Source organism: uncultured Cyclobacterium sp. (genome assembly GCF_963976465.1).
GTDB lineage: Bacteria > Bacteroidota > Bacteroidia > Cytophagales > Cyclobacteriaceae > Cyclobacterium.
In genome coordinates this window covers 1-7678 of sequence record NZ_CAXBOC010000264.1, presented here as the reverse complement: position 1 = coordinate 7678, position 7678 = coordinate 1, and the positions used below count along the sequence as shown (strand labels likewise).

Sequence of the window (7678 nt, the reverse complement as noted above, 5' to 3'; positions counted from 1 at the left end):
TGGAACATCTGCTGCGGCTGTAGGATTTGACTCCTTCGCTCCGCCGACTGCCAGATCTTTTGGTTTTAATCTTAATTTAGGATTTTAAAAAATTTGAAGATGATAAAAATTTCTAAAATAGCAATGGGTTTATCCGTCGCAGCGCTTTCTTTAGGTGCTTGTACGGAAAACTTTGAAGAGTTGAATACCCGACCAGATGCCCTAGTTGCAGAGAATTTGGACAAAAACTTATTGGGTAATGCATTCGCAAATGCACAGGCTCGCGCCATGTACCTAGCTCCGGGAGGAGGTACTTCAGGTTTTCAGATTGCCCAAAGTTTATTTGGTGACTTGTACTCTCAGTACTTTGCCACCACTCAGGTAAACTTTGACTCTGACCGTTATACACAGGTAGGTTCTTGGTCCAATAGTGCTTGGAATTATTACTATGGACAAGCAGCACCGGTTATCCAGTTTGTTGAAGAATTCTCCGAAACAAATGATCTTCCGATTGAAAATGCCATGATCAAGGTATGGAAAGTAGCAGGATACCACAGAATTACTGATTATTGGGGTCCAATTATCTATTCTAACTTTGGCAATGGTGAAACTAGTGTAGCTTATGATCCACAAGAAGATATCTACAAAGATTTCTTTACTACGCTTGATGAAGCAGTAACTGTGTTGAAGGCAAATACCGGTAGTACTGCATTTGTAGGACACGATCAAATATATGGTGGTTCTGTAGACAAATGGTTAACATTTGCCAATACTCTTAGGTTAAGATTAGCGATGAGAATCAGATTTGTAGAGCCTGCTCTAGCCCAATCTGAAGCTGAGAAAGCTGTAGCTGATGGAGTGATGGAATCTAACGCCGATGGAGCTGAAATCCTTACCACAATCAACTCAAGAAATCCATACTGGATCATTACCAACTGGGGTGAGTACAGAATGAGTGCATTGATGGAAAGTGTAATGGTAGGTTATGATGATCCTCGTACTGGTGTATTCTTCAGTGAGACTGTTGATTATCAGAATACCGGAGAAGGAGAGCCTCACCAAGGTCTAAGAAATGGACTTTCTAGAGAAGAATTGGGTACGCCTAATTTGAATGATCTTAATTCAGATATGGGAGTGATCTTCCTTAATGAAGGTAGAGGAGGAAGTGCTGCCGGTGAACCTTGGAGAGTATTGAGTGCCGCTGAAGCACAATTTCTACTTGCTGAAGGTGCAGCTATTGGTTGGAATATGGGTGGTACAGCTCAAGAATTCTACGAAAAAGGAATTACCCTTTCTTTAACTGAGCCAAGAGTAGGAGCAACTGCTGATGTTGTAGATGCTTATATCAATAGTGAAAATACACCTAGTGATGTAACTTATCCTTACAAGCCTGAGTGGAATATCGCTGCTAGTTCATCTATTCCGGTGAAATTTATGTCCGGTGGTAGCTTGGAAGAACAATTGGAACAAATCGGCACGCAAAAGTGGATTGCTATCTATCCTGATGGTTGGGAAGCTTGGGCTGAGTTGAGAAGAACCAATTACCCATCTCCTTACCCTCGTTTGAACTCTGACAACTTAGATGTTGCAGTAGATGAGGTGATGCCAAGGTTGATCTTTGTTTCAGGTGAATATTCAAATAACCTTGAAGCTGTTGAAGCTGCTGAACAGTTTGATGAACTAGTTAGCCGTGGAGGTAATAAGAATAGCACCAAACTTTGGTGGGATGCAAAAGAAGATTAATTAAAAATTAATTGAATATAGATAATATAAAAAGTGCCGTTTTTAACGGCACTTTTTTTAGTTTTATACCAAAATGCTAATGCCATGAAAATCAATGCCAAACCTCTGATATTCCTTTTTTTGCTGGGAACCTACTTTTCCTGCCAACAAGAAGATCCCAACGCTTTGTTTACTAAAGTTTCTTCTTCATCATCAGGGATTTCGTTTAAAAATTTGGTCAAAGAATCGGATGCTTTCAATGTACTTACCTATGGTTATTTTTACCAAGGAGGTGGTGTAGCGGTTGGAGATATTAATAATGATGGTTTACCGGACATCTACTTTACCGGTAATATGATGGCCAGTAAACTCTATTTGAACAAAGGGAATTTTGAGTTTGAAGACATTACTACCAAAGCAGGGGTAGAAGCTGCTGGTTTATGGAACACAGGGACCACCATGGCCGATGTTAATGGCGATGGGTTTTTAGATATTTATGTATGTAGGTCAGCAGCGAACAATCCCAGCAATAGAAAAAACCAGTTGTATATCAATCAAGGGGATCTCACTTTTAAGGAAGCTTCAGCCGAATATGGCTTGGATGACCCGGGGTATTCAACCCAGGCCTCTTTTTTCGATTATGACAACGATGGAGATCTGGACATGTTTCTGCTGAACCATTCTACTCAAGAATATGCCGGATTTAGTAGAATAGACGGGTCTTTTAAAACCAGAACAGGAGATTTTTTAGGTGACCGGTTGTATAGAAATGACCATGGCAAATTTGTGGATGTTACCCAAGAAAGTGGTATCATTGACAATGTGTTGGGCTTTGGTTTGGCTGTTACAGTGAGTGATTACAACAATGATGGTTGGCTGGATATTTATGTGAGCAATGATTATAACGAGGAAGATTACCTTTATTATAATCAACAGGATGGAACCTTCAAAGAGGACCTTAGAAACCATATGGGGCATGTATCTTTGTTTTCCATGGGTGCCGATGCCGCAGACATGAACAATGACCTCTTGCCTGACCTGCTTACCATGGACATGATGCCTGAATTTAATTTTAACCAAAAGGCAATTTTAGGACCTGAGAATTATAACAAATACACCGAATTATTGGACAAGGGGTTTTATCCTCAAAGCATGCGCAATATGTTTCACCTAAACCAAGGCGAAGGTAATTTTATAGAAACGGCGCAGTACAGTGGAATTGCCCATACGGATTGGAGCTGGGCAGTATTGGCAGCTGATTTCGACAATGATGGCTGGAAAGATATTTTTATTAGCAATGGGTATGCTCGTAATTATTTGGACATGGATTTCATGAATTATGTGGTGAGTGAACGCATCAAGGCCAACCAAACGGGTAAAGAAGAAGCTTTGATGGAACTTATAGATAAAATGCCACCTATTTATGTACAAAACTACCTTTACCATAACCAAGGAGATACAAGGTTTGTAAATAAAGCCGGAGAATGGGGTTTACAAGATGAGACTGTTTCCAATGCTGCAGCCTATGCCGACTTGGATGGTGATGGCGACCTTGACCTTATTGTTTGCCATACCAATGACCCTGTTTCGGTTTACAGGAACAATAGTGAGAAGCTAACACAAAACGCTTTTCTAAAAGTTAAGCTTAAAGGCAATAACTTAAATACAAGAGGTATTGGAGCCAAGGTTTTGGTTTATTCAAATGGAGAAAAATTCCACCAAGAGTTGATGCCAACACGAGGTTACCAATCTGCTGTAGATCAAGAATTGGTATTTGGTTTGGGAGAAAAGAAGACAATTGACAGCTTAGAGGTTTACTGGCCTACAGGAGAGTATCAGGTACTTACCGATATTCCTGTCAATCAGGAGGTTGAATTGGTGCAAACAGAAGGTCTGCCTGTGGATGCTCCTGTTACTAAATCGGTAAAGTTATTTGAAGAAGTGTCCGGAGCATTGGGGATTGATTTTGTGCATAAGGAGACCAAATTTTTAGATTTTACACAAGATAGATTGATGCCCAACTCCATGGGGGCACTCGGTCCAAAGTTGGCCATTGCGGATGTAAATGGCGATCAATTGGAGGATATTTATATTGGAGGAGGAAAGAATCAGGCGGCAAAACTCTATATTCAAAACCGTCAAGGAGATTTTTCTGCGAGTAATCAAGCAGATTTTGAAACCGATAAAGGCTTTACAGACACGGATGCGATTTGGTTGGATGCCAATGGAGATGGAAGTCTTGACCTTTATGTGGTCAGTGGAGGCACTGATTTTCCAAAAGATAGTGAAATGTATCAGGATAGGTTGTACATCAACGATGGGAAAGGAAATTTTAGTAGAAATAAAGAAGCACTTCCTATGATGCCGGTAAGTGGTGGCACAGTGGCAAGCACTGATTTTACCGGGGATGGTTTTCCCGACTTGTTTGTGGGAGGACGCTACCTTCCGGGAAACTACCCTGAGTCACCAAGAAGTTATCTGTTAGCCAATGATGGACAAGGAAATTTCACGGATGTTACTGCAGATTATAATCCTGAATTGATGGCACCAGGTATGGTGAGTGATGCTTGTTTTATAGATACCGACGGTGATAGTAAAGAGGAGTTGGTCATAGCAGGAGAATGGATGGGTATTCAATTGTATACTTTGGAGGGCAAAACTTTTGTAGCTACCCAACAAGAATTAACAGCAGCAACCAAAGGATGGTGGTTGAGTTTGTATCCAACGGATATTGATGCCGATGGAGATTTGGATTTATTGGCGGGAAATTACGGGGAAAATATAGTGTATCAGGCAAGTAATTCCCAGCCCATGCAAGTTGTTTTTAAAGATTTTGACAATAATGGAAGAACAGATCCGATTTTTAGCTATTATAAGTCAGATACAATTTCTTTTGCTTTCAGTAGGGATGAAATAATTGGTCAACTGCCAAAGTTGAAAGGGAAATACACTGACTATAAGTCTTTTGCACAAGCCAGCCTGAAAGATATTTTTAGTCTTTTGGATCTTAGTGATGCTGATACTTTACAAGCAGATATGATGGCATCTGTACTATTAATAAATGATGGAAAAGGTAATTTCACTCCTGAAAAATTACCTGCTGAATTTCAGTTGTCTCCACTTTTTGCAATGAGCAAAACTTCTTTTTCTAGCGGCGATCAACCTGTTTTATTGACTGGAGGAAACGTTAGCAAAACCCGTGTGAGTACTGGTAAATTGGATGCGAATCCGGGATTTGTATTTAATATTGATGAGCAAAGCATGGACTTAAGCCTTGTATCCGTGCAGGAAACAGGCTTATTCTTTCAGGGCGATGTAAGAGATATTCAAACTATAGAAATCAAAGGAGAAACCTTTATCATTTACGCCTTTAATGATTCAGTACTTCAACTATTTAAACTTGACTAATAATTGATGGACCCAATTTTTGGGTTTAAATACTCTGATTAACCGGGGAGGCATTTGATAACTGTGCTTCCTCGGTTAATTTTTAACCTAAGGGAAAATTTATTAGGTGCTATTGTTTTTATTTAGGTTCGTTTTTATGCCAATAGGAGGCAAGTATCGAGCCTGAGATGTTCATTATAATGCTAAAGACTGCCGGCGCCAATCCCAGGGTGGCTAATTTCCCCATTTCTTTGGCAAGAGCACCTGCCATTCCCCCATTTTGAAGCCCTACTTCTAGGGCAATGGTGCGTGAATCTCTTTCATCAAGTCCTAAAGTCTTACTTGCTGAATAACCTAATAGATAGCCTGCGATATTATGGAGGAGTACCAGACCTAGTAAAATAAAGCCGATGTCCAGTAGGTTGTCACGACCGGATGCCGTGATAAGAACGATGACGATGGCCACTACCGCCATAGATAGGGTTGGCATAACTTTCTGAAGAAAGGCGATTTTATTTCTGAAAAGGTGGTTTACTAATAAACCAGCTCCAATTGGGATAATGACCATTTTGACAATGCTCCACATCATCACAGCTACATCTATTTCTATCATGGAGCCTGCCAACCATTTCATTAAAAATGGTGTTGCAAAAGGGGCCAATAGAGTAGATAGGGCAGTAATGGTTATGGATAAGGCCAGGTTTGCCTTGGCTAGATAGCTGATTACATTTGATGCTACACCGCTGGGAGAGCAGCCTACCAAGATTATTCCTGCAGCAATTTCCAAAGGCAGGCCACTAAAATTAGCAATGGCCCATCCTGACAAAGGCATTAAGGTAAGTTGGCAGGCCAAACCAATAAATACTCCTTTCGGATTTTTACCGATCTGAATGAAATCTTTTACAGACATGGCTGTACCCATGCCAAACATGATGAATTGAATCAGTGGAGTGATCAGCTGACTTAAGGCATACCCTTTATAAGAGATAAAAGGACTTGGGAAGTACAAGGCAATGGTGGCCGAGCAAAAAATCATTATGGTATAGGTATAGCCTTTCAATTGATTGTTGATTGAAAAGGCTATACCTAATAATGCCATGAATCCGATCAAGAATGATCCTGCGGATGCATGAACTCCTGAAAAGATCAAGTAGAGATATATAGATAGAAGCAATATTGCCAATAGCAATAGTGATCGAAAAAGGACTTGCTTTTTCAAAGGCTTCTACTCTTTTGGTGGTTTTCTATGCCAATAAGAGGCCAGTACAGATCCTGTAATGTTCATCAATGGACCAAATACTGCAGGGGCCAAACCTATGGTGGCCAGTTTGCCCATTTCTTTGGCTAAACCTGAAGCCAAGCCTCCATTCTGCATGCCCACTTCCAGGGCTACTGTACGTGCATCTTTTTCATTAAGTCCCAACCCTTTGCTGATCCAAAAGCCAAGGTTGTATCCCATGACATTATGAACAAAAACAAGGATGATTAGCAAACCTCCGATATCCAATAAACTGTCTCTTCCTGCCGCAGTAATAACCACTATAATTATTCCTATGCCGGCCATAGAAACCACTGGCATGGCATCGTCTAGCCATTTGGCTTTACCGGAAAACAACTTATTGAAAACAAGGCCTGCGCCAATAGGGAGGATGACCATTTTGATTATACTCCACATCATATCCAAAACATTGATCTCCACAAACTGTCCGGCCAATAGTTTCATCAATAAAGGTGTAAGAAAGGGAGCCAAAAGCGTGGAAATTGCAGTAATGGTGATGGATAAGGCCAAATTGGCTTTGGCCAAATAACTCATTACATTGGAAGCAAGACCACTTGGAGAACATCCAATCAAAATAAGTCCGGCGGCAATTTCTGGTGGGAAATTACTTAGGCTAGCCAAAATAAATCCAGTAATCGGCATAATTGTAAATTGACTCAATAAGCCAATAAACACACCTTTTGGCATTTTTATTACCCCTGCAAAATCCTTAAAAGCCATTGAAGTTCCCATACCAAACATGATTATTTGAATTAGGGGAGTGATCAGGTTGCTGTAAGCATAACCTTTGTATTCAACAAAGTACTCCGGATAGTACATGGCTGCCGTAACTCCCGCAAATATCATGGTAGTGTAAGTAAAGCCTTTTAGTTTTTCGAAGCCCCGAAAACCTATGCCCAAAAACACAAAAAATGCTATCAGAGGAATGGCCGCGCTTTCAATATTGCCCGGGATTATAAATATTAAAGCTAAGAGCAGGCACAAAAGGCCTGCTCCTATAAAGTATTTGAAAATCATTTCTTTTTTCAAGGTAACATGGGTTAACAGGTTCTCAGTGAGTTAGCGGTATTAAATGTACGCAATACAATCCATTTCCACTAGAGAGTCTCCAGGTACTCCACCGTAGGTTGCAACTGTGGTTCTAACCGGTGGCTTACTTCCAAACCTTCCTTTATATACTTCATTCATTCCTTTATAATCTGCAAGGTCGTGCAAGTAAACATTAACTTTGAGTACTTTCTCCATTGAGCTACCTGCCTTTACTAATTCTTTTTCTAGCTCTTTTAAAACATGGTCAGTATGGGCCTTGAT

Annotated in this window: 5 protein-coding genes; 2 read left to right on the top strand and 3 right to left on the bottom strand. The window is 40.4% G+C overall.

Annotated features, from left to right (window positions below; genetic code table 11):
- Positions 1 to 99: 99 nt before the first annotated feature.
- Positions 100 to 1722, top strand: a complete 1623-nt coding sequence (locus tag AAC037_RS14855) for a SusD/RagB family nutrient-binding outer membrane lipoprotein (protein WP_339903718.1) — start codon at positions 100 to 102, stop codon at positions 1720 to 1722.
- Between the two features lie 84 nt (positions 1723 to 1806).
- Complete coding sequence (locus tag AAC037_RS14850; RefSeq protein WP_339903717.1) at positions 1807 to 5109, top strand: VCBS repeat-containing protein; 3303 nt, start codon at positions 1807 to 1809, stop codon at positions 5107 to 5109.
- A 118-nt stretch (positions 5110 to 5227) separates the two neighbouring features.
- Here AAC037_RS14850 and AAC037_RS14845 read toward each other — a convergent pair whose 3' ends face one another.
- From AAC037_RS14845 to AAC037_RS14835, 3 genes are all read right to left on the bottom strand, one after another.
- Positions 5228 to 6307: a bile acid:sodium symporter family protein gene (locus AAC037_RS14845; protein ID WP_339903716.1), complete on the bottom strand. Its 1080-nt coding sequence runs from the start codon at positions 6305 to 6307 to the stop codon at positions 5228 to 5230.
- Positions 6308 to 6313: 6 nt separating this feature from the next.
- Entirely contained in the window at positions 6314 to 7384 is a 1071-nt protein-coding gene (locus tag AAC037_RS14840; protein ID WP_339903719.1) for a bile acid:sodium symporter family protein, read from the bottom strand.
- Positions 7385 to 7435: 51 nt separating this feature from the next.
- The coding region (locus AAC037_RS14835; RefSeq protein ID WP_339903715.1) for a RidA family protein at positions 7436 to 7678 on the bottom strand (243 nt) is incomplete at its 5' end.